The organism is Paenibacillus sp. PastM-3 (genome assembly GCF_029893965.1).
GTDB lineage: Bacteria > Bacillota > Bacilli > Paenibacillales > Paenibacillaceae > Paenibacillus_AQ.
The window spans coordinates 77152-102678 of the sequence record NZ_JARXXP010000014.1 but is presented as its reverse complement, the minus strand read 5'-3'; the positions used below and the strand labels follow the sequence as shown (position 1 = coordinate 102678).

The 25527-nt window shown below is 55.1% G+C and carries 22 protein-coding genes; 18 read left to right on the top strand and 4 right to left on the bottom strand.

Annotated elements, in window-relative coordinates; translation table 11 throughout:
* Positions 1 to 2: 2 nt before the first annotated feature.
* Complete coding sequence (locus M2108_RS19350; protein ID WP_277470999.1) at positions 3 to 1598, top strand: response regulator; 1596 nt, start codon at positions 3 to 5, stop codon at positions 1596 to 1598.
* 25 nt (positions 1599 to 1623) lie between these two features.
* Here the strand turns inward: M2108_RS19350 and M2108_RS19345 are convergent, their stop codons facing one another.
* Positions 1624 to 2751, bottom strand: coding sequence for an N-acetylmuramoyl-L-alanine amidase family protein (locus M2108_RS19345; RefSeq protein WP_277470998.1), 1128 nt, complete (start codon positions 2749 to 2751; stop codon positions 1624 to 1626).
* A 114-nt stretch (positions 2752 to 2865) separates the two neighbouring features.
* Here M2108_RS19345 and M2108_RS19340 point away from each other — a divergent pair, with 114 nt between their 5' ends.
* Together M2108_RS19340 and M2108_RS19335 are read left to right on the top strand one after the other, a co-directional pair.
* Positions 2866 to 3915: a TIR domain-containing protein gene (locus M2108_RS19340; RefSeq protein ID WP_346780575.1), complete on the top strand. Its 1050-nt coding sequence runs from the start codon at positions 2866 to 2868 to the stop codon at positions 3913 to 3915.
* Positions 3916 to 3918: 3 nt separating this feature from the next.
* Positions 3919 to 4146: a hypothetical protein gene (locus tag M2108_RS19335; RefSeq protein WP_068727951.1), complete on the top strand. Its 228-nt coding sequence runs from the start codon at positions 3919 to 3921 to the stop codon at positions 4144 to 4146.
* Between the two features lie 164 nt (positions 4147 to 4310).
* On the opposite strand, the gene M2108_RS19330 is transcribed toward M2108_RS19335, so the two are convergent.
* The gene (locus M2108_RS19330; RefSeq protein ID WP_277470997.1) at positions 4311 to 5588 is read right to left on the bottom strand and encodes an MFS transporter; all 1278 of its coding nucleotides are present in this window, start codon (positions 5586 to 5588) and stop codon (positions 4311 to 4313) included.
* A 110-nt stretch (positions 5589 to 5698) separates the two neighbouring features.
* Between M2108_RS19330 and M2108_RS19325 the strand changes: the two genes are divergently transcribed.
* Positions 5699 to 6583, top strand: coding sequence for a helix-turn-helix domain-containing protein (locus tag M2108_RS19325; RefSeq protein WP_277470995.1), 885 nt, complete (start codon positions 5699 to 5701; stop codon positions 6581 to 6583).
* Positions 6584 to 6696: 113 nt separating this feature from the next.
* Here M2108_RS19325 and M2108_RS19320 read toward each other — a convergent pair whose 3' ends face one another.
* Positions 6697 to 7785 carry an LLM class flavin-dependent oxidoreductase gene (locus M2108_RS19320; RefSeq protein WP_277470994.1) on the bottom strand — a complete coding sequence of 363 codons (1089 nt, stop codon included), beginning with the start codon at positions 7783 to 7785 and terminating at the stop codon, positions 6697 to 6699.
* Positions 7786 to 8160: 375 nt separating this feature from the next.
* Between M2108_RS19320 and M2108_RS19315 the strand changes: the two genes are divergently transcribed.
* From M2108_RS19315 to M2108_RS19275, 9 genes are all read left to right on the top strand, one after another.
* On the top strand, positions 8161 to 8937 hold the full coding sequence (locus tag M2108_RS19315; RefSeq protein WP_277470993.1) for an ABC transporter ATP-binding protein: 777 nt from the start codon (positions 8161 to 8163) through the stop codon (positions 8935 to 8937).
* A 108-nt stretch (positions 8938 to 9045) separates the two neighbouring features.
* Positions 9046 to 9849, top strand: coding sequence for an ABC transporter permease (locus M2108_RS19310; RefSeq protein WP_277470992.1), 804 nt, complete (start codon positions 9046 to 9048; stop codon positions 9847 to 9849).
* 14 nt (positions 9850 to 9863) lie between these two features.
* A complete protein-coding gene (locus tag M2108_RS19305; protein ID WP_277470991.1) occupies positions 9864 to 10751 on the top strand; it encodes an ABC transporter permease in 888 nt (295 codons plus the stop codon).
* A gap of 24 nt (positions 10752 to 10775) precedes the next feature.
* Positions 10776 to 12386, top strand: a complete 1611-nt coding sequence (locus M2108_RS19300) for an FAD-dependent oxidoreductase (protein ID WP_277470990.1) — start codon at positions 10776 to 10778, stop codon at positions 12384 to 12386.
* Positions 12383 to 12715 carry a 4Fe-4S dicluster domain-containing protein gene (locus M2108_RS19295; protein ID WP_277470989.1) on the top strand — a complete coding sequence of 111 codons (333 nt, stop codon included), beginning with the start codon at positions 12383 to 12385 and terminating at the stop codon, positions 12713 to 12715. Before M2108_RS19300 ends, M2108_RS19295 begins: the two co-directional genes overlap by 4 nt.
* A gap of 44 nt (positions 12716 to 12759) precedes the next feature.
* Positions 12760 to 13827: an ABC transporter substrate-binding protein gene (locus M2108_RS19290; protein ID WP_277470988.1), complete on the top strand. Its 1068-nt coding sequence runs from the start codon at positions 12760 to 12762 to the stop codon at positions 13825 to 13827.
* 23 nt (positions 13828 to 13850) lie between these two features.
* Positions 13851 to 14837 carry an alpha/beta hydrolase family protein gene (locus M2108_RS19285; RefSeq protein WP_277470987.1) on the top strand — a complete coding sequence of 329 codons (987 nt, stop codon included), beginning with the start codon at positions 13851 to 13853 and terminating at the stop codon, positions 14835 to 14837.
* A 319-nt stretch (positions 14838 to 15156) separates the two neighbouring features.
* Positions 15157 to 16761 (top strand): FAD-binding protein, encoded by a 1605-nt coding sequence (locus M2108_RS19280; protein WP_277470986.1) that lies wholly within the window; start codon positions 15157 to 15159, stop codon positions 16759 to 16761.
* Positions 16758 to 17102 carry a ferredoxin family protein gene (locus M2108_RS19275; protein ID WP_277470985.1) on the top strand — a complete coding sequence of 115 codons (345 nt, stop codon included), beginning with the start codon at positions 16758 to 16760 and terminating at the stop codon, positions 17100 to 17102. The genes M2108_RS19280 and M2108_RS19275 overlap by 4 nt, the downstream gene beginning before the upstream one ends.
* A gap of 146 nt (positions 17103 to 17248) precedes the next feature.
* Here M2108_RS19275 and M2108_RS19270 read toward each other — a convergent pair whose 3' ends face one another.
* Complete coding sequence (locus M2108_RS19270) at positions 17249 to 17791, bottom strand: glutathione peroxidase (RefSeq protein WP_277470984.1); 543 nt, start codon at positions 17789 to 17791, stop codon at positions 17249 to 17251.
* A gap of 205 nt (positions 17792 to 17996) precedes the next feature.
* Here M2108_RS19270 and M2108_RS19265 point away from each other — a divergent pair, with 205 nt between their 5' ends.
* The 5 genes from M2108_RS19265 to M2108_RS19245 all read left to right on the top strand — a co-directional run bounded on the left by M2108_RS19265 (position 17997) and on the right by M2108_RS19245 (position 24917).
* Positions 17997 to 18671, top strand: coding sequence for a Na-translocating system protein MpsC family protein (locus tag M2108_RS19265; RefSeq protein ID WP_090714556.1), 675 nt, complete (start codon positions 17997 to 17999; stop codon positions 18669 to 18671).
* A gap of 129 nt (positions 18672 to 18800) precedes the next feature.
* Positions 18801 to 19199 (top strand): response regulator, encoded by a 399-nt coding sequence (locus M2108_RS19260; RefSeq protein WP_277470983.1) that lies wholly within the window; start codon positions 18801 to 18803, stop codon positions 19197 to 19199.
* 242 nt (positions 19200 to 19441) lie between these two features.
* Positions 19442 to 21733, top strand: a complete 2292-nt coding sequence (locus M2108_RS19255; protein WP_277470982.1) for a PAS domain-containing hybrid sensor histidine kinase/response regulator — start codon at positions 19442 to 19444, stop codon at positions 21731 to 21733.
* Between the two features lie 455 nt (positions 21734 to 22188).
* Entirely contained in the window at positions 22189 to 23271 is a 1083-nt protein-coding gene (locus M2108_RS19250; RefSeq protein ID WP_068729691.1) for a bifunctional 3-deoxy-7-phosphoheptulonate synthase/chorismate mutase, read from the top strand.
* Between the two features lie 191 nt (positions 23272 to 23462).
* Positions 23463 to 24917, top strand: coding sequence for a SulP family inorganic anion transporter (locus M2108_RS19245; protein ID WP_277470981.1), 1455 nt, complete (start codon positions 23463 to 23465; stop codon positions 24915 to 24917).
* Positions 24918 to 25527: the final 610 nt, after the last annotated feature.

Genomic DNA, 25527 nt, shown 5'->3' with positions numbered 1-25527 from the left:
CCATGACATACACAAAGGAGCGGGAGACGATGAAGGTACTGATCGTAGATGATGAGAAGCATGTGCGGGAGGCGATCCGCTATTTTGTACCATGGGAGAAGCATCAGATTGACGGCATCTTTGAGGCGACGAACGGGCAGGAAGCGATGCAGATTATGCAGGAGCAGCAGCCGGCGGTTGTGTTCACCGATATGCGGATGCCGCTGATGGACGGTGCCGAGCTGCTGGAATGGCTGCACGGGCATTATCCGGAGACCAAGACGATTGTGATCAGCGGCTACCAGGATTTCAACTATGTGAAGCCGGCAATTGTCTACGGCGGGACGGATTACCTGCTCAAGCCCCTTAACAGCAGGCAGCTGATCGACGCGGCAGAGCATGCCTTCAAGCTGTGGCGGGAGGAGGAGGCGGAGCGGCAGCAGACCCGCAGCCGGAATATACAGCTGAATGTGCTGCGGCCGCTCTATTGGGACAAAATACTCTCGGATCTGGTGGCCGGCCATGCCTCCTTTAAGGAACTGAAGCCGGCGCTGCACGAAGAGCTGGGCATGCCGGAACATGCTGCCGGCTGCCGGGCTGCTGTCATCTTGCTGCAGCACAGTGACTGCCGGCTGCTTCAGCGGTTCCACGGCGATGTCGGGCTGACCTCCTTCGTGCTGGCCAACGTCTGCAACGAGGTCATCACTGCCGAGCGGAGCGGTTTCGCCTTCCGCAGCTGGCAGGCGGGTGCAGAGATTGTGATACTGTTCTGGGCTAATGTACTTGAGGCGGAAGCGCAGCTGCAGCGCATCAATGAGTCGATCAGAAAGGCGTATGGAGTACAAATGGATATCGGGCTTAGCCGGGTTTGCACTTTTCCGGAAGGCCTGCAGTCTGCTTTCCGCCAGGCGCGGGAAGGGCTGAATGAACGCAATCTGCTGCAGCGTGAAGGACGGATTCACCTGTACATGGAGCAGCAGGAGGATAGTAGATCTGAAAAAGACTACGTCCTTAATACACTACCGGATAAGCTAGGAATAGCTGTATTATCCGGCGATATGGAGCGGATGGAGCGGGTTGTTGCCGAGTGGGGAGACCGGCTGGGCGGGCTGCCTGTGCTGACAGAGAGCAGCCTCATGCGCCAACAGGAAGCGCTGTGTGCTGTCCTGCAGCGCTGGCGGCCTGAAGCGGAAATCCGGATTGAACCCTGCTATGACGAAGAAGGACTCTTCTCGGTCCGGAACTGGCAGAATCAGTTTAAGGCCGTGCTGCAGCGGCTGTCCCAGGGAAGCAGCCAGTCCCCGGACAGCCGGCTTGTGCAGGATATCAGGGATTATCTGGAGCAGAACTATGCCCGTGATATGACGCTGCAGCATATTGCCGAGCGCTTCTTCATCAGCCGCGAGAATGTATCGCGCAAGTTCAAGCAGATCAGCGGCGAGAACCTGTCGGATTATTTAACGAACCTGAGAATCAGTAAGGCCAAGACGCTGCTGCATAATACGGGCCTGCGGCTGTCGCAGATCTCCGAGCTGGTCGGCTATGAGGATGAGAAATATTTCAGCCGGGTATTCAAAAAAGCCACCGGTCTGACGCCGCGCGAATACCGCAAGCAGTAACCTGCTTGCGGTATTGTCTTGCCGGTTATTTGAAATAATCGGCCAGCCCTTCGGCAATGGCCTTGGCGGCCTTTTTCTGATAGCTGGAGGTGCGGACAATCGCTTCGTCGTAAGGATTGCTGAGGAACCCCAGCTCCACGAGAGCTGCCGGGATCGTGTTCTCCCGCAAAATATGATAATTCCCGTAGGACAATCCGTTGCTCTTAAGGCCGATTCCCTGGCCTAGCCGGTTCTCGATCGCCCTGGCCAGCCGCAGGTCATCCGATTCGGAATAGAAGAAGGTCAGCGTTCCCGATACATTCTTCGGCGAAGAATTGTAATGGATGCTGACAAAGGCATCTGCACCCGCTGAATGGCCAATCTGCACCCTCCCGGCGAGCGTAGGCTTCTGGCTTGCTGTTGTCCGTGTCATTCGGACCTCTGCGCCCTTGGCTGTGAGGTAATCCCGCACATAAAAGGCGGTCTGCAGCGTCAAATCCTTCTCCATTGTATTATAAGTAGTACCCAGCATGCCAGGATCGCTGCCCCCATGCCCGGCATCAATAACAATCAGCTTACTGCCGATCCTGCTTGCTGACTTGGAGCTTGTGCTTGCGGCGGATGCAGTGGTCACTCCGCCTGAGGACCCGCTGCCGGAAAGATACTGCGCCGATACCCAGCCGGTTTCACCTGCGGATGTGCGGATGCGCGCCCAGCCGTCCTGGCGGGCCAGTATGGTTACTTTATCATTAGCCTTCAGCGAGCCTGTCACGGTGTAGCCGGTGCCCGGTCCTCCCCTGATCCGCAGGGAATCAGCGGTTACTGTTGCAGTACCGCTGCCGGAGGAGGCCTTGGCCTGTGAGACGGAAGAAGACGCTGCTGATGAAGCTGAACTGCCCTCCGTCTTCTTGAGATAATACCCGGCTACCCAGCCGGTGAGCGAACCCGAGCGCACCTTCATCCAGCCGTGCTGCTCATCGGTTACCGTAACGGTTACACCGTTTTTCAAAGAACCGACAGCTGAAGCCCCTGCAGCCGGCTCGCTCCGCACAGTAAGGGAACTGGCGTATACCTTTGCTGTATAAGACGCCAAAGCGTCTGCCTGGCTGCCCGTAAGCAGGGCACCGGTTACGATGCCGGCCAGCAGTATTGCTTTATGTATGCTTTTGATCATATGAAGCCTCGTTTCCCCGGGTAATTAAAATCCTATTACCCGTTTCATCGGCAGAGGAACGGAATTTGTTTAAAAACTTAAGAAAATGAGGCTCTGTTCCTAGACGGGAAGCGGATGTATAATTATTACAGATCGGGGAAAATAACAAAGGAGCGCATCCGTGACCAGACCAAAATGTTTCATTGGATCATCCAGAGAATCCATCCGTTATGCAGGGCGATACATGAGCAGCTGAAGCGGGAGGCTCAGGTAACCCCCTGGTATGCCAATGCTTTCCGGGCGAATGAATATACGATGGAGGCACTGGAGCGGCATCTGGACGAAAGTGATTATGCCGTATTTGTCTTCTCGCCTGATGATGTGGCCCAAATCCGCGGCAAATATTATTATGTGACCCGGGATAACACCCAGTTTGAGATGGGGCTGTTCTGGGCCCGGCTGCGCCGCAGCCGTGTATTCTGTCTGCTGCCCGACCGGATAGAGCCGCGCAGCGATCTGATTCCCGGCGCCAATGTGGAGGAATATCATCTCCTGTCGGATCTGGCCGGGCTCACGCCGCTGGAATACGAATGGCAGCATGAGAATGCGGTGGCGGCTGTCGATGTCAGCTGCGGGAAGATCATCGACAGTATTCATGAGCAGGGAGTATACAGTGACCCGCACAAGGAATTAGCACAGCTGAAGCTTGAACTCAGGCGGAAAGAAAGTATCCTTCATTTCTTTTGGCAATATAATAGTAATGTGGCCGGACCTGAGGCAGCAGAGAAATACCAGGCGCTCAGCGAGGCTGTCCGCAACTCCTTCGTGCCGCCGGAGCAGTGCCGGGTAATCGGCGCCGCCTTGTGGCGGGCCAGCGGGGAGGAAGGGCTGAAGCAGGTTGGCGGCAATGTCGGTCGCGGGCATGTCTATCCGTTTGCGCTGGATGAAGAGAATCAGGATAAACGGCCTGGGGTAATGGATGCCTTTTTACGCCGGGAATGGACCTTTTTTCAGCGGACGGAAGTTGCGGAGGTCTATATCCTATGCTATCCTTTAGGTGAAAAGCATGTCCTTTCTGTCCATTTTTCGGGCAATGACGGGCTGTTGGCCGAGGAATTGAAGGCAGCCGTCAGGTATAACCGCGATTTGTTCCGTACCGTCAATCATTTAGTGGGAGGGGACTAGAGCATGAAGAACATGAAAGGTGTAGTCAGTCTTTCTGGCGCTGTCCGCCGGTCCGCAGGCGGGAGCTCAGGCACAAGCCGCAGCAGAGGCAGGAAGAACGGCGGCCGTACCGCCAGACCGTCTGCAGCGTCTGATCACGTGTACCTCGCACCGTCCGTAAACGGCGGGGATGAGGAGTACAAGAAGCTGGTCAGCGGCAAGGTTGATAACAAGAAGCCATCATTTGCTTAAATTCAGTCAGTTAAACCCCAGTTGCCAGTTCAGGCTCCCGGAGATCCGGGGGCCTTTTTTTGATTTGTGGGGAACCAGCCAGACCCCCCTGGCCCGGCGGGCCGAAAAAGCCGAAATCAAAGGCACTTATGCCTTTGAATGTGCCCGACAGGCCTTTGATCGGCCTAACTCAACCGCCGTATAACTTCATCGGCTGCAAGATCCGGTGTTCCACCGGCGCCCTCCTTAATCCGCGTGCCCAGATGCTTCCGCCGCGCCGCCCGGATCAGTCCCGAGCCGGTCAGTGTAATGACCGCCAGCAGCCCGAACACAGGCCAGGCCGTCTGGAAACCGAACAGCCCCAGCAGACCTCCCCCGACAAGCGGGCCGCTAATCGTCCCCAGCTTCACTATCTCCGTACAGCCGAAGTACAGGCCTTTATTTTCCGCAGAGGACAGTTCATCCACCAGGGCATCGAACCGTGCGCCGATCAGCAGCTCGCCCAGACTGAATACGACAATGAATAACAGCAGCGGAAGGTAAGCGGCAGGAAAAAGAAAGAACAGAAAGCTGAGTCCGATCAGCAGATTGCTGACCAGCACCACGTTGAACGGATTCCAGCTGGATATCAGGCGGAGCACGGCGAACTGGGCAGCTAGGATCACAATGGCATTTGCCGACAGCAGGATGGAGTATAACCGGGTACCGTCCGCTAACATAGCAGTGTTTGACAGAAACTGGGAGACTGTTCCGTTCAGCTGCGAATAGCCGAAGTAGGAAAAGCTCATGCCCGCGACCAGCAGCAGGTATACATAATCTTTGCGGATCACGGAGAGGGCCTGCAGGCTGCGGACGCTTTTGAGCGGAACGTGAACAGGGGGATTAGCGGAAGGAGAAGCATTGCGGAAAAATAATTTCGTGGAAGCCCCGTACAGAATATACATGCTGCCGAGGATGACGTAGGGGAACAGGGTCATTTTCATATTGAACAGCAGGCTAAGCAGAGGTCCGGCAAAGCAGCCCACGTTAATCGCCGTGTACCGCAGATTGAATACGAGCAGGCGGTGCTCCGGGAGGGACTCAGTGGACAGCACCTTTTTGCTGGCTGGTTCAAAGAGCGAATAACACAGGCCGTTCAGGGCGTTCAGCACCAGGAAGCTCCAGAAGCCGCCGGCAAAATAAAAAAGAATAAACACTGTTCCCCAGACGAGGGGCGTGTACAGGAGGATTTTGTGGAGCGGAAGTTTATCGGCGAGTGTGCCGCCCAGCCAGCTGAAGGCTACACCCGCCAGCGGATTGACTGCGAGGATCAGACTGGTGGGCAGGAGCGGGATGTGCTTTTGACTCATCAGAAAAATCGACAGATAAGGGACGCTCATGAACAGGGCTGTTCTCGTAAAAAGAGTCCCCGCCAAAATATTCCACACCCTGCTGTTCAGCTGCCGTGCTATACGCAAATTCATCGTTACTTTCCCCCTGGAATGAGTATTTTCTTTGCGCCGAGTGTAGCATATAATGGAAAATATTCTTGAAAAATGTGCCGGATACTCACACCGGGCGGAGGGGACTAGCGATGTATCTCGGCAAAACGATCGGACAGATCCGCAGGTCAAAAGGAATCAACCAGGCCGTACTGGCCGGCGGCATCATGAGCCGCTCCAACCTCTCGCGCTTTGAAGGGGGGCGTTATTACCCTGGCTACGACAAGCTGATTCTGCTGCTGGACAAACTGGAGATGTCGCTGGAAGAGCTCCTGTTCCTGCATCAGGACCATGCCCCGCAGGTGAAACGGACGCTGCATCTGAGCCTGACTGAGGCAGGCAACCGCTACGATTTTGACCGGCTCAGGGCGGTCAGCCGCGAGTGCCGCTCCATGTATGAGTCTACACAGACAGAGGCCTACTACCACTTGTATCTGCTGGGCCAAGGCGTGCTGATCCAGCATCAGCAGGCTGACGAGATCAGGACACTGCCTGAAATTGCGGCGTATATCAAACCGTATTTGCTTGGTGTGGACAGATGGTACCTGTACGAGTTCAAGCTGCTGAACAATTTTTTGTTCACACTGAGCAGCAGTGATGCGGTTTTTTTCGGCCTCAGGGGAGCGAAGGAATTTGACAGATATCAGTCTTTTCCTGAGAGCAGGACAGTCCAGCAGCATTTGCTGCAGAACCTCTCGATCCTGTGCCTGAAGGAGCGCAATTATGAGCAGAGCCTGCTGTTTCTTGAGCAAGCGCTGCCGTTGGCCGACAAAACCCATCTGCTGTACGATAAAATCATCACTTTGATCTATTACGAGCTTGCTTTGCTCTGTTTGAAAAGGAAGGACAGCACGGCTGAAATGAAGGTCTATCTGAATATCCTCAGACAGCTTGAATTCGAAGACAGCTACGAGGCTATGCTCAAGGTGTGCCGCGGACATCTGGGGGAAGGGTTGGTAGTGACCGGTGAACATTAATGGGCAATACACAAAGAATAAAGCTGCACCGTCCAGGTAGGTTGGACAGTACAGCTTTTTGGTCTGTTATTGTGGGGCTGGAGCGGGAATGGATGCCGACCAGGCGATGAAGCTCAGCTGTTCTTTTTGGCGATTTCCCGGCGGACAACCGGAGCGACCTCTGTAGCAAGCAGTTCAATCGCGGTAGCTACTTTGCTGTAAGGCAGGCCGCCGATGTCGAGCTGGGTCATGAAGCGGTTATGGCCGAACAGCTCATGCTGGTACAGGATCTTCTCGATAATCTGCTGGGGGCTGCCGACAGCCAGCGTATTGACCGGGGAGACGAAGCGGCCAAAATCACTTCGGGACACCCGGTATTCCTGTCCGGTCTGCGGGCTGATGGCATTGCGGTAGCTGTAGTAGTAAGGGTAGTATTCATCGACAGCCTGCTGTGAGGTCTTGGCGATGTAGCCGTGGCTGGTGATGGCGATCTTCAGGTCTTCAGCTGCATGTCCGGCTTCGGTGCCGCTTCGCCGGTAGGTGGCGGCAAGGTTCTGGAACGGCTCCGGGCTGCCGCTGAGAATGGCAATGGCCATCCCGATGCCCAGCCGTCCGGCCTGCTCGGCGCTTTCGGGAGAGCCGCCGATGCCGACCCAGAGCGGGAGCTTCGGCTGCAGGGGACGCGGGGCAATCTCCGCATTCTTCAGCGGCGAGCGGAAGGACCCGTTCCAGCTCACGACCTCATGCTTGTTCAGCTCCAGCAGCAGCTCCAGGTTCTCGGCGAACAACCTTTTATAGTCCTCCAGATCGTATCCGAACAATGGAAAAGACTCCAGAAAAGCCCCCCTTCCGTTAATGATCTCCGCCCGGCCGCCGGACAGCAGATCCAGCGTGGCGAAATCCTCGAAGATCCGTACCGGATCAGCGGTGCTCAGTACAGTGGTTGCGCTGGTCAGCTTGATCCGCTTGGTTACCTGGGCAATGGCAGCAAGCACAACCGGCATGGAAGAGATGACAAAATCCAGCCGGTGATGCTCCCCTACACCAAAGATGTCCAGTCCGGCTTCATCCGCAAGCCTGGCCGCGGCAATAACCTCCTGCAGCCGTTGCTGCGGGCTGATCCGCTGCCCGGTATGGCAATCCGCCACCAGATCGCCCAGTGTATAGATGCCGAACTCGAATTCCGGAGCAGTGTCCGGCTGTAATTTGTTAATATTAGTCATAAATACAGACCCCTTATATCTTGGAATAGTTATCACGCTTGTCCGTTATACATAGCATACGGATTATTATAACATAACAACTTACAAAATGTAAGTTTATGAGTAAATGTTTCTTTTGACAAGTGTATTACCGGCAGCATTCTGCCCAGTTAAACCCTTTGCTATTCAAATTTAATTGCGTCTTTTTGTTGACAGACCTGCGGATAGGTGATATTTTAAATTCACAAATTCAAATTGTTTTACTTTGAATTACATTGGCCGACTGTACAAACAGAGGTGCCCGTGCTATCCAGCGCGAGGTCCCTCTGTTTTTTTATTGCCACAAAGAATCAGCTGAACTATAGGTCAGCCCACATACCTGAAGGAGGAACCGAGATGGGAGAGGTCATGCTGTCCATTGCACAGCTGAACAAAAGCTTTGATACCGCCGGAGGACAGGTAAAAGCGCTGCATGAGGTAAATCTCGACGTGCAGCAGGGGGAGTTCATCACCGTGATCGGACCGAGCGGCTGCGGGAAAAGTACGCTGCTGCGCATCGTCGCCGGACTCGATACCGGCTATACCGGCAGTGTGACGCTGGAGGGGCAGACGATTAGCGGTCCCGGCATAGACAAAGGGTTTATTTTTCAGGAGCACCGGCTGTTTCCGTGGCTTACCGTTGAGAAGAACATTGCTTCGGATCTGCCGCTCGGCCGCCCGGATGTCCGGCAGAAGGTGGATGAACTGATTGAGCTGGTGAAGCTGACCGGCTTCGAAAAAGCTTACCCCCGCGAGCTGTCGGGAGGAATGGCCCAGCGGGTGGCCATCGCCAGGGCGCTGCTGCGGAATCCAAAAATCCTGCTGCTCGATGAGCCGTTTGGTGCACTTGATGCCTTTACCCGGGCGCATATGCAGGCGGTGCTGCTGGATATCTGGCGGAACAACCGGACAACGATGATTTTTGTAACGCATGATATTGATGAAGCCGTATTTCTTGCAAACAGAGTAGTTATTCTGGAGCCGCGGCCGGGCAAAATCCGCAAAATCGTGCCGGTTGACCTGCCCTATCCCCGCAAAAAGACAACCACCTCCTTTCAGGAGCTGCGCCTTAGAGTTCTGAATGTTTTTGAGAAGGTAGAGGAGCTGGAGTTGACGGACGGGGCGGGAATTTAAAGGTGTTTCGGTGGCCTTGAAAATGGCTGAGTGAGGAAATTTCACTGTCTTATATCCGACTTAATCTATGAGAATTATTAACTATCAGTATGAAGAGGGGGCATTTATATGAGCAACCAGGCTGTGGCCGCAGGTGCAGCCGGTAAACCCGGAAAAGCGGTTATTGCCGGACTCGGCCTGCTGCTGCCGGGAAGCCTGCTGATCTCGTGGCAGCTGCTGGGCCATTACGGGATTTTATCCGAAATGTTGTTTCCGACACCTTATACCATTGCCCAATCGTTTATTTCACTGGCTGCAAGCGGCGATCTGTGGAGCCATTTCCGGGTCAGCGCAGTAAGGGCCTTCTCCGGATTTCTGCTTGGCGGGGGGCTGGGGCTGCTGCTGGGCATTCTGGTCGGACTGTTCCGCAGGTCGGAGCGGCTGCTGGACCCGTCGCTCCAGATGATCCGGATGATTCCCAGCCTGGCAGTGGTACCGCTGTTCATCCTCTGGTTCGGAATCGGCGAGGAATCCAAAGTGCTGCTGATCGCAAAAGGCGCATTCTTCCCGGTGTATATCAACACCTTCATGGGCATCCGCGGCACGGACAACAAGCTGTTCGAGGTATCCAGGGTGCTCGGCTTCAGCCGGCTGCAGCAGGTTCTGCGGCTGGTGCTGCCGGCGGCGGTCCCTAACATTATGCTCGGTGTGCGCCTGTCGCTGGGACTGTCCTGGCTGGGCCTGGTGGTGGCAGAGCTTATCGCATCGACCTCGGGTATCGGCTATATGATGTCTGACGCCCGCCAGTTTGCCGATACGCCGGTTGTATTTGTCGGAATTATTGTGTTTGCCGCGGCAGGGCTGCTTAGCGATACGGTTGTCCGCCTGATTGAACGGCGGCTGCTGAGATGGAAGGACAACTATCAAGGATAGGAGGAATGTACAGCATGAGCAACGGGGCAGAAATGGTTGTAAAGTCAGCAAAAACGGTAAGGGAGGCGTATGATTACACAGGAACTGCACCTGTTTCTGCTTCTAACAAGCAGAAAAGGTCATATTCTGTTCGGATAAAAACGCTTTTGTCCGACTGGGCAGCCGGGGCTGCCATACCGGTGGCGGTTATTGTGCTATGGCAGCTCGGCGGGAGTGCAGGCTGGATCTCGCAGGAGTTTTTGCCGACGCCGTGGTCGATTCTGTCGGCCTTTGCCGGACTTGCGGCCAGCGGCGAGCTGCTCCATCACCTCGGCGTCAGCATCGGCCGGGCCGGGCTTGGATATGTGATCGGCGGAGTCCTCGGCCTGCTGCTTGGTGTATTGACCGGCTTGTTCCGCAAAGCGGAGTATCTGCTTGACCCCAGTGTCCAGGTGCTGCGGCTGGTCCCCCATCTGGCGATTGCCCCGCTGATTATTCTCTGGTTCGGCTTCGGCGAGATATCGAAGATAGCAATTATTCTCAGCGGCGCCTTTTTCCCGCTGTACATCAACACTTTTATGGGGATCCGGGGCGTGGACAACAAGCTGTTCGAGGTAGCCAGGGTGCTTGGCTTCGGACCGCTGCAGAAGCTGCACCGGCTGATTCTGCCGGCTGCGCTGCCCGGCATTCTGCTGGGTCTGCGGCTCTCGATGGCGGTAGCGTGGATTGGCCTGGTCGTTGCCGAGCTGATCGGCTCTTCCTCCGGGGTAGGGTTCCTGATTAATGAGGCAAAGCAGAATTCCAATACAGAGGTCATCTTTGTGGGCATCATTATTTTCGCTATTGTCGGCAAGCTGATTGATTCCTTATTCCGCGTCATCGAACGCAAGCTCCTGCACTGGCGGGACAGCTATCAGGGCTAAATTAACCAAGGAGGCTGAAGGCAAATGAATCTTTCGATAGGACATACAGGAACACTGGATTTGCAGGCGGATGTACTGGTAATCGGCGGAGGTCCGGCAGGTACATGGGCTGCGCTTACGGCAGCAGCGAAAGGCGCCAAGGTTATTCTGGCCGACAAGGGCTACTGCGGCTCCAGTGGAGCCACTGCTCCTTCAGGCACCGGAGTGTGGTATGTGCAGCCGGATGACAAGCTGCGCGAGGAAGCCAAGGCCAGCCGTTACTCGATGGGCGGCAAGCTGGCCGAGCACCGCTGGATGGACCGGGTGCTGGACCGCACCTATGAGAATATGAACCGGCTGGGCGTCTCCGGATACCCGTTCCCGCTGGATGAGCACGGCAACCAGTACCGCCGGAGCCTGCAGGGTCCGGAATATATGCGGCTAATGCGCAAGCTGGTCAAGAAGGCGGGAGTGAAGATCCTGGACCACAGTCCGGCGCTTGAGCTGCTGGCCGATGAGCACGGTGTCGCCGGGGCAACCGGTGTACAAACCCAGAGCGGAGAAGGATGGAGCGTCCAGGCGGGAGCCGTGGTTATCGCGACCGGCGGCTGCGCCTTCCTGAGCAAGGCGCTGGGCTGCAATGTGCTGACCGGTGACGGCTATCTGTTCGCCGCCGAGGCCGGGGCCAGCCTGTCAGGCATGGAATTCTCCAATGCCTATGCGATCTGCCCGACCTTTTCCTCCGTCACCAAGACAGCTTATTACAGCTATGCAAGCTTCTATTATGAAGACGGCAGTGTGGTAGAGGGGGCAGGATCCAAAAAGGGCCGCTCGGTCATTGCCCGCAATCTGCTGGCCGGCCGCCAGGTGTATGCGAAGCTGGACGGTGCTTCAGAGGATCTGCAGCCGCTGCTGCGGGTTGCCCAGACGAACTTCTTCCTGCCGTTTGACCGCCGGGGCATTAATCCGTTCAAGGATGCTTTTCCGGTTACGCTGCGGCTGGAAGGTACAGTGCGCGGCACAGGCGGCATCCGCATAACGGATGAAGACTGCAGCACCGGCGTTCCGGGACTGTATGCCGCAGGCGATGCGGCAACCCGCGAGCTGATCTGCGGCGGCTTCACCGGCGGCGGCAGCCACAATGCCGCCTGGGCGATGTCCTCCGGCTCCTTTGCCGGAGAAGGCGCAGCTGCTTACGCCGCCGGACTGGGGCAGCATGCGGCTGACCGCAGGCCGCGCGGGCTGTCCTCCTCACCTCTGGTTGACCAGCAGGTGAAGCCGGGAACGGCAGCGCGCGCAACGGAACTTGTCTCGGCTGTGCAGGACGAAGTCAAGCCGTACGACATCAACCTGTTCCGTACGGAGCAGGGGCTGACCTCCTCGCTCAGCCGCCTGGACGGACTGTGGAAGGAGCAGCGCAGCCGGGAAATTCAGCGCACCCCGGAAGGGGTGAAGGCACGCGAAGCAGAAGCCATGACAGCGACTGCCCGCTGGATGTACAGCTCGGCATTGGCCCGTACGGAAACCAGAGGTATGCATAAGCGCGAGGATTACAAGGAAACAGACAACAGCCAGCATCACCGGCTGATCAGCGGCGGACTGGATCAGGTATGGGTTAAGACAGAAGAAGTTGCGAAGGAGAGTGTACTACTGTGATTGAAGTCATCAGCGCTGCCAGGTGTGTAGAGTGCAACCAGTGTGTATCCGTCTGCCCGACGAATGTTTTTGACCGGGTAGAAGATGGAATCCCCGTCATCGCCCGGCAGAGCGATTGCCAGACCTGCTTCATGTGCGAGCTGTATTGCCCTGCCGATGCGCTGTATGTTGCTCCGGATTCTGAAGCTGTGACCGGTGTGACTGAAGCGGAGCTGGAAGAGCAGGGGCTGCTCGGCGGTTACAGGGAAAAGGTAGGCTGGGGCAGAGGCAGACAGCCGGTGGCAAGCCATGACTTTATGTATAAACTGGCGGCCAGAGCCGGGTTCTAGAAATAGCAATCATTTGATATCAGACCGAGGGGAGAACGACATTAATGAAATCGTACAGAGAGATTACAGGCGGACGTAAAAAAGGGGCGCGCGGGCTGCTGCTCGCAAGCCTGGTCATGATCATGCTGGTGCTGCAGGCCTGCGGCAATAATGCGGGCTCCGGCAACAGTGCATCTTCAGCTGCAGGCGGCGATAATACTGCGGAGGCCGCAGGCAGCGAAACATCAACGGCTACTGCACCAGCTGTGCTGAATTTCGGCTATATCGGCTCCAATAAGCTGAACGTGCCGGGCGGCGCGGAGGGCTGGGGCTTTTACAAGGGGATCATTCAGGAAGAATTGAAAAAATACGGTATCACCGAAGTGAAACTGACCGGCTTCCCGAACGGCCCGGACCAGACAGAGTCGCTGATCAGCGGCCGGCTTGATTTCGGCAGCCTCGGGGATACACCGGCTATTATCGCCTATGCTTCCGGCGCCAAAACCCGGCTGATCTCGCAATCTTCGGCCCACACCGTAGGCTATCTGATCGGTAAAAAGGACGGCCCGAAAACCGTTAAGGATCTGCAGGGCAAGACCATTGCCATCCAAAAAGGCTCCTTCATGCACCGTTATGTGGTGGGACTGCTGAAGCAGGAAGGGGTAACCGACTATAAGCTGGTGCACATGCTGATTCCTGATGCTACCGCTGCGCTTGCCAGAGGGGATGTGGATGCGACCACCAACCTTGGGGTTCCGGCTTTGAAGCTGATTGATGAAGGCTACACCCACCTGGATGATGCCTCAAAGCATCCCGACCTGCTGGGCTCCAGCGCAACCGTAGTATCTGAGGAATACCTGGAGAAATTCCCTGACTTCCCTAAGGTATGGAATGAGGCACGTGAAAAAGCCTTAGCTGATCTCAAGCAGCATGAAGACGAATACTACGAATTCCTGGCCGAAATCGGCGATACCACGCCGGAGCTGGCCAAACAGGTGAATCCGATCAGCGATATCAAGGATACTGCCTTTACTGAAGAAGGCACCAAGCTGCTGGAAGGCACGAAGAACTTCCTGGTCGAAGAAAAGCTGGCCAAAAAGGACTTCAACATCAGTGACTGGCAGCTGCAATAACGTTCAAGCGGAGGGGTGAGCTTATGGGAAACGGGACTGCAGCGGTGGAAAGCTTCAGACTGCCGCTGGAGAACGGATTGTATCTGGAGGGGGAGGTAAGGGTTCCTTCCGGTACTGGCGGGGATGAGGGCGATAGTAAAGGCAGACTGCCTGTGGTCATTCTCAGCCATGGCTTCAGAGGGCACAAGGACTGGGCCTTCTGGCCGGACGCTGCCGGCAGGCTTGCCGAAAGCGGCTTTTACACAGTCAGCTTTAACTTCTCGCGGATTGCTGCGCGCAGGTTAACAGAGGCGGGGGTTAGTGCCGGAACTGGTGAAAGTGCTGAAGGTGGTGGAATTGCCGTCAGAGCTGAACAAGCCGGAAATGAAAAACCTTCCGGTTCAGCCGGATCTATCGCTGTAACAGGAGTGAAGGAAGCCGCCGGGACTGATGGCATTGCCGCCGAACCTCCTGCCGCTGAGCGGCTGGCGGCGGAAGCTGCCACACTGACCCGCGAGCTGCAGGATCTGGAGCTGGTGCTGGGCAGCCTCAAGGAGGGAAGGCTGCCGCTGGCCGGGCTGGCAGATACAGGCCGGATCGGCATTCTCGGCCACAGCCGGGCAGGCGGCGGCAATATTATATTCGCCGCCGAGCATCCGGAGGTGAACGCACTGGTTGTCTGGAACGGCGGTTCCCCGCCGGCCAGGACAACTCAGGACAATGCGGCGGAGCCGACGCTGCTGGAGCAGATCCTGGAGCGGGATCAGGAGCTGAACCGCGAACGGTTCAATATTGAGCAGGCGCTGGAGCGGGTAACCGCCCCGGTCCTGATCATTCAGGGCGCCCGTGACCGGGCTTCCCTGCTGGAGCAGAATGCCCGTTTCCGGGAACAGGCGCCGCAGCACCGTTATGCCGGAGTGAGTGGCGCCGACCATACCTTTAATACCACTGACCCTTATGAAGGCCCGACACCTGAGCTGAAGGAAGCCTTGGCTTTGACGCTGGAGTTTCTGCACGAGAAGCTTGGCTGAGGCGGGGGCGGGTTTGAACTTAGTTGGATTTTCGCCACTTATTTCCTTCGTTTCTCGGAAATTTTGATCATTAAGTGGAAAAATGGCAGTTAATCCGGGGCATCAAGCCCTTTTGGAACTCATTTTGCAAAATTAGGTGGTGTTTTTCCAACTAAGCTGCTCATACCGGGCAACTTGGGAGAATTAGATGGCAAAAATCCACTTAGTTGGATGAAACGGACGTTTGCGGATCTTTAGAACAAGCGAATTAGCGAACTACCGATAAGGCTAGAAGCGCCACACAGCGGGAGCAGCTATCACATTAATAAGGAGGAAGACAATGCCGCAGCAGCAGACAACAACAGATGTGCTTGTGCTGGGCGGAGGCCCGGCCGGGGCATGGGCAGCATGGCATGCGGCCTCGCAAGGCGCACAGGTCATTCTTGCCGACAAAGGCTACCTTGGAACAAGCGGCGCGACAGCACCGGGCGGGACTACCCTGCTGGTGATTCCGCCGGTGGCTGAGCTGCGTGATGCGGCGGTTCAAGCCAGGCTGCGGGCAGGCGGCTACCTGTCAGAGAACAGCTGGATTCACCGGGTGCTGGATCAGGTGGAGCAGAATTTGCGGCAGATTGAGGAGTGGGGCTACCCTTTTCCGAAGGATCAGAACGGTAATCCGCTCCGGACTCATCTGCATGGCCCGGAGTACATGAAGATTATGCGCCGGGTTGTGCGCAAGGCGGGTGTAAGGATCCTGGATCAGTCTCCAGCGCTGGAGCTGCTGCATGATAAGCACGGTGTCGGCGGAGCCCGCGGCATTAACCGCCTGACAGGGGAGACCTGGGAGGTGCGGGCCAATGCGGTAGTTGTGGCTACAGGCGGCTGCGCTTTTCTGAGCAAGGGCCTGGGCTGCAACGTGCTTACCGGCGAAGGCCTATTGATGTCAGCCGAGACGGGGGCTGAACTGTCGGGTATGGAATTCACCAGGCAGTACGCCCCGAGCTTTGCGGACGGCACGGTGACGCGCGGGCGGATGCTGGCCTGGGCGACGCTGTATGATGCCGCGGGTAATCCGCTGCACCGGGGGGACCGCACCTTCGGCAGCATCCCGGAGCTGATGCTGAAAGGGCCGGTCTATGCTTCGCTGGACCTGGCCGACACGGAGGAAAAGCAGCGGTTTCTGCGGAACGCCCATCCGATCTTTTTCATGCCGCTGGAGCGGGCGGGTATTAATCCGTTCAAGGATAAATTCCCGCTCACGCTCCGCTATGAAGGCACGATGCGCGGCACGGGCGGCCTGCGCCTGACCGGCGCCGACTGCAGCACCACGGTGCCGGGCCTGTATGCCGCGGGAGATGCCGCCTCCCGCGAGAAGGTCACCGGCGCCATCTCCGGCGGCGGCGCCTACAACGCTTCCTGGGCCATCTGCAGCGGCAGCTGGGCTGGCCAGGGAGCCGCCCGGCACGCGCTGTCGCAGACGCGCCGGGCGGACAGCCGGCAGCTGCGCGCCGCCGGCCGTATGGGGCTTGCCGGCGGCGCCTCGGCAAGCGGGACGCTGGACCCGAAGCCGCTGATTGCGGCGGTCCAGCAGGAGATCCTGCCGCTGCGGATCAATTATTTCCGCAGCGAGCCCGGGGTAGCCGCCGCGCTGCAGCGGCTGGATAGCCTGCTGCCCTATATCACCGGCCGTCCGCCGGCCACAGTACAGGGCATCGTGCAGTCCCGCGAAGCGGCGGCCATGCTGCAGGCCGGCCGCTGGATTTACACCGCTGCGCTGGCCCGGAAAGAGACCCGGGGGCTGCAGCGGCTGGAAGAATATCCGGCGCTGGACCCGCGCCAGACCCACCGGCTGATCCTCTCGGGCATCGCCCAGATCAGAACAAGTACAGAGCAGGTACCGCATGCCCGTGAGCTGCAGGCATCGAGAAAGGAGCAGGCCATATGATCGAGCTGGTGAGCGCGGACCGCTGCATCGGCTGCAGACTGTGCGTCAAGGTCTGTCCAACCAATGTATTTGATATGAAGGGGGAGCTTGCCGTCATCGCCCGCCAGGAGGATTGTCAGACCTGCTTCATGTGTGAAGCCTATTGTCCCGTGGACGCGCTTTACGTAGCGCCCCAAGGCGAGGTGTCTGTTCAGGTTGATGAACAGGAGCTGATTGCCTCCGGGCTGCTCGGCAGCTGGCGGGCGGAGATCGGCTGGAATCCGGGGGCAGAGGATACGATGGCAGAGCGGGATACGACGCCTTTCTTCGAGGTGTTTACGGAGGCTTACAGGGGCCAATAAGGGACTGGCGGACATGCTTTTGCCGAAATGTCATTGCTTTTAGCACCGCATAGCAGCTCAATACAAATAGGGTGTTCCGTAAGCCAGTTCATTCCGCGGCTTGGGAACACCCTATTAATGTTGTCTGTCTATTCTATAATTAATCTCTACAGTAATTCCTCTACAGCCGGCTCGATATCCAGCGGATCAACCGGAGACTCAAACCGCTTTACTACATTACCTTCGCGGTCAATCAGGAATTTGGTGAAGTTCCACTTTATTTCATCATCCGTAAGGGTAGAAGGGTCCCGTTCCTCCAGCATTTTCTGCAGCAGCCTGCTTCCGGAGTGATCCGGATCGAAGCCGGCAAAGCCTGCCTCTGTAGTCAGATAGCTGAATAACGGATGCTTGTCCCGTCCTTTGACATCAATTTTTTCAAAAAGGGGAAAGCTAACCCCGTAGTTAATCTGGCAGAAGACATCCACCTCTTCATTGGAGCCGGGCTCTTCACCGAACTGGTTGCTTGGAAACCCGAGGATCTGGAAGCCGCGGTCCTGGAACCGCTCATAGAGCTTCTGCAGGTCCGAATATTGCGGGGTGAACCCGCATTTGCTGGCGGTATTGACAATCAGCAGGACTTTTCCCTTGTATTGCTCAAGGCTAATTTCTTTCCCGCGGATGTTGCGGGCAGTGTATGTATAAATACTCATTGGCAGCTTCAGCCTCCCGGAATCACACATGAATGATTTTGTTCTATTTAATTTTATGAAATATAATTGAGCGTGTCAAACCGTTTGTTGAATTTTTTATGTACGAAGCAGGCTGTTAAGCTTATACTAAGGTGAACGGACCGTTTCTTCAGCAGGCGGAGCGTCTCCCCGTTATTTAAAAGAATATATTGCTGGAGGAAATTTGATGAGCACTACAGAACTTACTAGCCAACTTTCCAGTTTTACAGGAAGATTACTCAGAGAACGTTTCGGAAAAGGCCCCGAATCGATACATGCTTCCATCGGGCCGCAGTGCATCGCGCTGCATATCCGGAATTTTATCGGGCCTGTAGAGCGGTTTCTGCTGAACAAAGAAGAAGAGCAGGCTTTCCGTTATACACGGGAGCTTTTAATGAAATCCCTGCTTCCCGAGCTCTCGGCTTACCTGAAGGAAACGATGGCTATTGAGGTCAGTGAGATTTTTTATGATTGGGGTATACATAACGCTTCTGGGATGATCGTTGCTCTCCTCAAAAACGACGGAGTAGCCTGTGATCATTATGCCGGACGTGAAGAGGTACATGCCCAGATTAATGAAGTAAGCCGAAAGGTGCAGAAGGAACCTGAGTTTACCGACTCCTGGTGGCTGGGAACCCGTATTCTGATCATCAAGCGCGAAGGCATTCTTATTCCTCTGGAGAAGGAACTGATTGGCCTCGGCTATGAGAATACACTCAAAACGACCAAGCGCAAGATGGAAAAGCGCTATCTGGAAGACACGACCACGATTGCGCCCATGCTGGGCAAGGAGCTGTCCGATATTTATGTGGATTGGGACTTTGATAAAGACACAAGTGTGATCGCATATACGTTTCACTAAACTATATATGGGGTGGAAATGAGTCGGACATGAGAATGAGCCGAACATGAGCCGAAGAAGGGGGTTAAGACCCTTTCTTCGGCTTTTTCTATTTTTAGAAATCAGCAATTATTGGGAGGGATTCGGCAAATGGAGGAGTATCTGCAGAGCGTGCTGTATGTGGAAGATAATGAGCTGAACATGGCGTTAATGCATCATATCTTCAAAAAACATCTGCCCTCCGTATTGCTGCTGAAAGCCGAAACGGCTGAGCATGGGCTGGAAATTGCAGCCCGTCAGCTGCCGGATCTGATTATTATGGATATCGGCTTACCGGGTATGAATGGCTATGAAGCCATGGAAAGGCTAAGATCTAATGAGAGTACGAGCCGGATACCCGTAATGGCCATCAGTGCTTTTGCGCGGCATTCAGATATTGAGCAGGCCAGATCAATTGGCTTTGCGGCTTATCTTACAAAGCCGTTCCAGGTTAAAGTCTTTACGCGTACTGTAAAAGGGCTGTTACCCGGAGGCCCTTATACTCCATAGGGCAAAAACCACAAGGTATTATCTATGGTGGAGAGCTGGGGAGAGCTCCGTCTGATGGTCGGTTTGTCAGCAATAATCAGTAATAAGAAGTGATGTGCTGTGCAGCTCTTTTTATGTGGGGAGGTGGTAATTTTTTTCTTCTGATAGCATTTGACTTTCGCCCGTAGATGCAAGATAGTATATAGTACGGATTTTAATAACTCGAATTGTTTTTATTACTCCACAAACGGGCGGTGGATCAGATGGTCAGACATCATCCAGAAACGCTTTCCCACTTGGGGCAGGCGTATCAGGAGGGTACTGTTGGGATAGCCTTTCTTTCTGTTGAGCAAAAATGGACAAGCATCAGTCCGGAAGTAACCTCACTGTTGGGGTACACAGAGGAACAGCTGCTGGGGCAAGATTTCAGGGAGCTTTTATTTAATGATTCTGTGGAGTTATATAGCGGGAAAATGGGGGCTCTCCAGACAAGCGGGGTTCCCTTTTTTGAGAGCGGAATCGAAATGGTCCACGCGCTTGGAAGGGTGGTGCCGCTGCTTCTGCATCTTATGCTCATCAGCGATCCGTCTACGGGTACTGCGCTATATTATATTATTCATCTGACAGAGCGAAAAGAGGATACAGCTGGACCGGGCGGCTATGTCTCCGGGGATGAGCTGTACCGGCTGATGGCAGTCAATATCAGGGATATCGTCTACTATGCCACACCGGATCAGATCTGCCGGTATTGCTCGCCGTCGGTCCGGGAGGTGCTCGGATATGAGCCTGCACAGCTGACCGGCCGCGATATAAGCAGTCTGGTTCATCCGGATGATCTGGCACCGCTCAGCAGCCTCAGCGGACCGCAAGCGGAGGAGATAGAGAGAATACAGCTGCGGGTTCTTCATGCTGACGGGCGCTACGTATGGATCGAATTTACGCTGCGCGCCCTGAAGGATCAGGACAGCCCGGGCATGCTCGCCGTTGGCCGGGACATCACGGAACGCAAAAACGTTGAACAGAAGCTTCAGGAATCCATTGAGCGCTATACGTCACTCAAAAAATATAATCATGATGCAATCATTTCACTGGATCTTTGCGGTAACATCATCAACGGCAACGAGCAGGCCTGCCAGCTGACAGGCTACACCATCCCTGAACTGGCCGGCATGAGCGCAGCCAGAATTATCGGGGAGCAGCAGCTTGATGAAGTACTCAACTACAGCGGAGTCAATGGCGGCAGGGAGCAGGATATCGAGGTTGTCTGGCACAAGGACGGCCACTGCGTCGAAGTACTGACTTCCATTGCCCCTATTATTATCAATAAGGCCAGGGTAGGATTCTATATTATTGTTAAGGATATTACCGAACAGAAGAAGCTGCTGATTGCCAAGGAGACGGCGGAGAGCACGAACCGGGCCAAAAGTGAATTCCTGGCGATGATGAGCCATGAAATCCGTACGCCGATGAACGGTGTGATCGGGATGACAGATCTTCTGCTTGATATCAGTGAGCAGGGCTCTGTACAGCGGGAATATCTGGAGATCATCCGGCAGAGCGGGGACACTCTTCTGAATATCATTAACGATATTCTGGACTTCTCCAAGAATGAGGCAGGCAAAACGGAGCTTCATGAGCAGCCCTTTGTGCTCAAAGACTGCATAGATTCCGTGCTTGAGCTGTTACTCCGCAAAGCAGAGATCAAAGGGCTGGCCATGAGGGTTCATATTGACCCCGATGTACCCGGAACCGTGATCGGGGATAGTGACCGGCTCAAGCAGGTGCTGCTTAATCTGGTCGGCAATGCGGTGAAGTTTACTTACACCGGAGGTGTAACGGTCAAGGTCTCTCTGCTTGAACAGCAGGCGGGTCAGACCAGGCTGCAATTCAGCGTAGCCGATACCGGGATCGGTATCCCCGAGGATTTCCGGGACCAGCTGTTTGAGCCGTTTGTCCAGCTGGATCACTTTATGGGTCGGCGGCATGAAGGTACAGGACTGGGGCTGGCGATTGCCAAGCAGCTGGTCGAACTGATGGGCGGGTCCATCCGCTTGAATACCAGCGTGCGGCAGGGGGCAGAATTTGAGTTTACGGTCAGGCTTCGTCTGCAAAACGGCCTGTCTGAAGAACAAGAGGGTGCATTGCCTGCTGCCTCAGGTCAGGTCAGCCGGGTTCTGCGGATACTGGTCGCTGAGGATAATGAGATTAATCAGATTGTGCTCCGCAAAATTCTGGAGAAACGCGGCTTCGCTGTAGATGTTGTGGCTGATGGTCTGGAGGTTGTACGGATGACAGGAGGCACAGACTACGATCTGATCTTTATGGATGTGCAGATGCCGGGAATGAACGGGCTGGAAGCCACCCGGATCATCAGACAGTCGCTTCCCCCGGAGCGCCAGCCGGTGATTATTGCAGTTACGGCCAATGCGCTTAAAGGTGACCGGGAGCAATGTCTGGAAGCCGGGATGGACGAATATATCAGCAAGCCGCTGCGCGGTGAAGCCGTTACTAACCTGATCAGCAAATTTTTCAGTGATTCAGGCGGTATCATTTAAAGATGATCTTGTTTTATTGCACTAAAGCTGCAAAACGGTGCAATAAACCATTGCATCCTGTACACATTTTGATTAAGATAGCAGAAACTGGCGCGGTATGCGCTGGATATGAAGCTAACGACTATGACGAAGAGAGTAAGTGTTATACACGGATCTTAACAGGGAAGGTGTGCCGGAGACTGAGAGCACCCTCAGGAGACGTTTAATACTGAAGTTCACTTCCGAGTCGGCCCCTGAAGTATCTGCTGCAGCATTTATGCGTAGGTGGGTCCGCGCCCCGCGTTAACGGGTGTAAGACAGAGCTGGCCCTGGTCTGAAGAATGGCAATGCCGTTTCTTCCGCCATACATAGGACCTGTCTCTAAATAAGGGTGGTACCACGGCTCCTCGTCCCTTGCGGCGGGGGGCCTTTTTGCGTTCATAAATTTGAATATTTCAAGAGGGAGTGGAAGGTAAATGACTAATGTGGAACTGGATGAATTGAGAGCGCGCCTGGATGAGATTAACGGACAGCTGCTGGAGCTGATCTCGGAGCGTGCGCAGGTTGTACAGGAAATTGGCGTTGTAAAAGAAAAGCAGGGTGTGCCGAAATTCGATCCGGAACGTGAAAAAGCGATGCTGGAGAAGCTTGTAGCGAGCAATAAAGGACCTTTCACCGCGGGAACGATCCGCAGCCTCTTCAAACAGATTTTCGCTGCTTCTCTGGATCTGCAGTCTGCTGAGCACAAGAAAAGCCTGCTGGTCAGCCGGAAAAGTCACAAGGAAGACACAGTTATTGTCCTTCCGGGGGATATTGCAATCGGCGGTCTGTCCTCGGTTATGGTTGCCGGACCTTGCTCGGTAGAGAGTGAGCAGCAGACCCGCACTGTTGCTGCGGCACTGCAAAAGGCCGGAATCAAGGTAATGCGCGGCGGCGCCTTCAAGCCCCGGACTTCACCTTATGACTTCCAGGGGCTTGGCATGGACGGACTGCGCATCCTCCGCGAAGCAGCTGATGAATACGGCCTGCTGACGATCAGTGAGATCGTTGACCCGGCCCACCTGGAGCCTGCGCTGGACTATGTGGATATTATCCAGATCGGTGCACGCAACATGCAGAACTTCGAGCTGCTGAAGGCGGCCGGGGAGCTGAACAAGCCGGTGCTGCTGAAGCGGGGGCTTGCGGCGACAATGGAAGAATTCCTGCATGCAGCTGAATATATTATGTCACGCGGCAATACCCAGGTTATGCTGATTGAACGCGGAATCCGCACCTATGAGAAATGGACGCGCAATACACTTGATATATCGGCAGTACCGATTCTCAAGCAGGAGAGCCATTTGCCGGTTCTGGTCGATGTTACACACTCTACCGGACGCAAGGATATCCTAATTCCTTGTGCCAAGGCTGCGCTTGCCGCCGGTGCCGACGGTATTATGGTAGAGGTTCATCCCGATCCGGCCACTGCGCTCTCCGATGCGGCGCAGCAGCTGAACATCGAGGAGTTCAACACCTTCTTCAGCGAGGTTAAGGCTTCCGGGCTGTTCCGCCAAAATTAAAAATGACCGGATTTGCGAGGAAATAGCAGTAATTGTGAGAAATGGTCTGAAACAACCGCTTACAAGTGCATGTGTAACTTTTGTGGGGATTAAGGGATGTCGGGTACAATGGGGAACATTGGCGTTGCACCGGACCGGGACATCTTAGGGATGTGCCTATAACCTTAACAGACACAGGAGGAAACAGCATTTTGAAGCAAAATCAATTAAATAACGGCTGGTTATCCAACACCAGAAGTGATGTACTGTCGGGCATGACCGTGGCCATAGCGCTGATTCCGGAAGCAATCGCGTTCTCTATCCTGGCCGGAGTCAGCCCGATGGTCGGTTTGTACGCCTCCTTCTGCATTGCGGTAATCACTGCACTCGCCGGCGGCCGGCCTGGCATGATTTCGGCAGCGACCGGAGCTATGGCTCTGCTCGTCGGCAGCCTTGTGCTGAATCACGGCATCGAGTACCTGTTCGCGGCGACGATTCTCTGCGGAATCTTTCAGATTCTGATGGGTATGCTGAAGCTGGGCAGGTTCATTACCTTCCTGCCGCAACCGGTCATGACCGGCTTTGTCAACGCGCTGGCGATTCTGATCTTTATGGCCCAGCTTGTACATTTTGAGGGGCAGGGCTGGGTGATGTATGCCCTGGTGGCCCTGACACTGGTTATTATCTACACGGTTCCGCGTTTTACGAAGGCGGTGCCGTCAGCGCTTGTGGCTATCATTATTGTATCGGTGCTCAGTATTGTGCTTGATCTTGATGTGAATCGGGTAGGGGATATGGGAGAGATCACCTCGGCCCTGCCGCTCTTCCATCTCCCGCAGCTGCCGCTTACGCTGGATATGCTGCTGACCATTCTGCCGTATTCCTTGTCGCTCGCCGTAGTCGGTCTGCTTGAATCGCTGATGACGGCAACGCTAATTGACGATATTACAGGCACTCCAAGCGATAAGAACCGCGAGGCCAAAGGCCAGGGGCTGGCAAATATCGTCACCGGCTTCTTCGGCGGTATGGCAGGCTGTGCAATGATCGGCCAGTCTATGGTCAATATGAAATCGGGCGGACGGACCCGCCTGTCCACTTTGGTATCCGGGATTTTTCTGCTGATTCTGATTCTTGTGCTTGGTGATGTAGTCAAGCAGATTCCGATGGGTGCACTGGTCGGAGTCATGATCATGGTCTGCGTCAGCACCTTTGAGTGGAGCTCTTTAACGTCGCTGGCCCGCGTTCCGCGTGCAGATGCCTTGGTAATGATCGTTACGGTAGTGACAGTAGTAGCTACAGATAATTTGTCGATCGGCGTACTGTTCGGTGTTCTGCTCAGCGCACTTTCCTTTGCCTGGAAAATCGCTTCAATCAGCCTGAGCGTCCGCACAGCCGGTGATACCGCTACTTATACAGTCCAGGGCCAGCTGTTCTTTGGAACGACCAGTCATTTTGTCCATGAGTTCAATTATGAGGCCGATCCGGAGCAGATTGTCATCGATTTTACCCAATCCCATGTATGGGATCAGTCAGCCGCCGGAGCGATTGCCAAAACCATCAGCAGATATGGGGCTTTGGGCAAAAAAGTAACCATTACCGGCTTAAACGAACAAAGCACAGAGCTCATTGACCGCATCGGGCTTGGCTTGTCTGGCGGACATGCCTAACCGGGGTTAATTATATCAGGACAGACAGCTTTCTCTGCGGAGAGAGCTGTTTTTTTTGATTATGGCAGCTTTGGATTCTGAGCTCCGGTCTTCAAGCGCCGGTGCTGAGCCGAATGGGCATAATCAAAGGCAAAAATGCCCTTGATTTCGCCTCACGGAGCCAACTGGGCGAAAGCCGCAGCCGGAAATGCAACAACATTGTAGTCGCAATGCATCTATATCGTTACCTTTGCCAGCGATGGGGTACTTATACTTTTAAGTAATAATTCCTTTTAGTAATAATTCCATTAAGCCAGAGGTGTCACCCGATGAACATCATTCCCAAAGCGGCAGCGCTGCTGGCCGCACTGTCCCTGCTCACCACAGGATGCGGATTTTCCGGCAGCAATGATGCAGAACAGTCTCGTGTTATAAGGTCCGTTAACACGGCCTCGTTACCCGACTCTAATGCTCCGGCGTCCATTCCCAGCGATGTATCGTCCACTCCCGCCGCTGAGCCATCCATACCTGCAGCTCCGGAGCAGGCAACAGTAACTACATCAATTCCGCCCCCGGACCATACGCAGCCGGAAGCTATCATCACCCTGGACTGGCAGGAAGCAAAGCTGCC

Coding starts and splice junctions, on each gene's coding strand:
- M2108_RS19345 (WP_277470998.1), bottom strand. CDS start 2,751: ATGATCAAAAGCATACATAAAGCAATACTGCTGGCCGGCATCGTAACC.
- M2108_RS19265 (WP_090714556.1), top strand. CDS start 17,997: ATGAGCACTACAGAACTTACTAGCCAACTTTCCAGTTTTACAGGAAGA.
- M2108_RS19270 (WP_277470984.1), bottom strand. CDS start 17,791: ATGAGTATTTATACATACACTGCCCGCAACATCCGCGGGAAAGAAATT.
- M2108_RS19310 (WP_277470992.1), top strand. CDS start 9,046: ATGAGCAACCAGGCTGTGGCCGCAGGTGCAGCCGGTAAACCCGGAAAA.
- M2108_RS19250 (WP_068729691.1), top strand. CDS start 22,189: ATGACTAATGTGGAACTGGATGAATTGAGAGCGCGCCTGGATGAGATT.
- M2108_RS19290 (WP_277470988.1), top strand. CDS start 12,760: ATGAAATCGTACAGAGAGATTACAGGCGGACGTAAAAAAGGGGCGCGC.
- M2108_RS19285 (WP_277470987.1), top strand. CDS start 13,851: ATGGGAAACGGGACTGCAGCGGTGGAAAGCTTCAGACTGCCGCTGGAG.
- M2108_RS19335 (WP_068727951.1), top strand. CDS start 3,919: ATGAAGAACATGAAAGGTGTAGTCAGTCTTTCTGGCGCTGTCCGCCGG.
- M2108_RS19325 (WP_277470995.1), top strand. CDS start 5,699: ATGTATCTCGGCAAAACGATCGGACAGATCCGCAGGTCAAAAGGAATC.
- M2108_RS19305 (WP_277470991.1), top strand. CDS start 9,864: ATGAGCAACGGGGCAGAAATGGTTGTAAAGTCAGCAAAAACGGTAAGG.
- M2108_RS19255 (WP_277470982.1), top strand. CDS start 19,442: ATGGTCAGACATCATCCAGAAACGCTTTCCCACTTGGGGCAGGCGTAT.
- M2108_RS19280 (WP_277470986.1), top strand. CDS start 15,157: ATGCCGCAGCAGCAGACAACAACAGATGTGCTTGTGCTGGGCGGAGGC.
- M2108_RS19330 (WP_277470997.1), bottom strand. CDS start 5,588: ATGAATTTGCGTATAGCACGGCAGCTGAACAGCAGGGTGTGGAATATT.
- M2108_RS19315 (WP_277470993.1), top strand. CDS start 8,161: ATGGGAGAGGTCATGCTGTCCATTGCACAGCTGAACAAAAGCTTTGAT.
- M2108_RS19340 (WP_346780575.1), top strand. CDS start 2,866: ATGTATAATTATTACAGATCGGGGAAAATAACAAAGGAGCGCATCCGT.
- M2108_RS19275 (WP_277470985.1), top strand. CDS start 16,758: ATGATCGAGCTGGTGAGCGCGGACCGCTGCATCGGCTGCAGACTGTGC.
- M2108_RS19260 (WP_277470983.1), top strand. CDS start 18,801: ATGGAGGAGTATCTGCAGAGCGTGCTGTATGTGGAAGATAATGAGCTG.
- M2108_RS19300 (WP_277470990.1), top strand. CDS start 10,776: ATGAATCTTTCGATAGGACATACAGGAACACTGGATTTGCAGGCGGAT.
- M2108_RS19350 (WP_277470999.1), top strand. CDS start 3: ATGACATACACAAAGGAGCGGGAGACGATGAAGGTACTGATCGTAGAT.
- M2108_RS19320 (WP_277470994.1), bottom strand. CDS start 7,785: ATGACTAATATTAACAAATTACAGCCGGACACTGCTCCGGAATTCGAG.